The sequence below is a fragment of the Streptomyces sp. NPDC006923 genome, assembly GCF_040635655.1.
GTDB lineage: Bacteria > Actinomycetota > Actinomycetes > Streptomycetales > Streptomycetaceae > Streptomyces.
The window spans coordinates 1-1,010 of the sequence record NZ_JBEYIF010000079.1 but is presented as its reverse complement, the minus strand read 5'-3'; the positions used below and the strand labels follow the sequence as shown (position 1 = coordinate 1,010).

Below are 1,010 nucleotides of genomic sequence, written 5' to 3'. Positions count from 1 at the left end.
TCGATCAGGGTCTCCACGATCTTCGACTCCGGCACGGTCTTGATGACCTCACCCTTCACAAAGATCTGACCCTTGCCATTGCCCGACGCGACCCCGAGATCCGCCTCACGCGCCTCACCCGGACCATTCACCACACACCCCATCACAGCCACCCGCAACGGAACCTCCATACCCTCCAGCCCCGCCGTCACCTCGTCCGCCAACCGATACACATCCACCTGCGCCCGACCACACGACGGACACGACACAATCTCCAGCCGACGCTGCTTCAGATTCAACGACTCCAGAATCTGCAACCCCACCTTCACCTCCTCCGCCGGCGGAGCCGACAGAGAAACCCGGATCGTGTCACCGATCCCCTCCGACAACAACGCACCGAACGCCACAGCCGACTTGATCGTCCCCTGAAACGCCGGACCCGCCTCCGTCACACCCAAATGCAACGGATAATCACACTGAGCCGCCAACTGCCGGTACGCATTCACCATCACCACCGGATCGTTGTGCTTCACCGAGATCTTGATGTCCCGGAACCCGTGCTCCTCGAACAGCGACGCCTCCCACAACGCCGACTCCACCAGAGCCTCCGGCGTCGCCTTCCCGTACTTCCGCAACAACCGCGCGTCCAACGACCCCGCGTTCACCCCGATCCGAATCGGCGTACCCGCGTCCAGAGCCGCCCGCGCGATCTCCTTCACCTTGTCATCGAACTGCTTGATGTTCCCCGGATTCACCCGCACCGCCGCACACCCCGCGTCAATCGCCGCGAACACATACTTCGGCTGAAAATGAATATCCGCGATCACCGGAATCTGCGACTTCCGCGCGATCGTCGCCAACGCGTCCGCGTCATCCTGCGTCGGACACGCCACCCGCACAATCTGACAACCCGACGCCGTCAACTCCGCGATCTGCTGCAACGTCGCCCCGATGTCCGACGTACGCGTCGTCGTCATCGACTGCACCGACACCGGCGCATCCCCACCAACCGCCACCGACCCGACCTGGAT

At 63.1% G+C, this 1,010-nt stretch carries 1 protein-coding gene; it reads right to left on the bottom strand.

Annotated features, from left to right (window positions below; genetic code table 11):
* Window positions 1-1,010 (bottom strand): flavodoxin-dependent (E)-4-hydroxy-3-methylbut-2-enyl-diphosphate synthase (ispG, locus tag ABZ707_RS33520; RefSeq protein ID WP_360182674.1); only part of this gene is annotated, 1,010 nt, incomplete at both ends.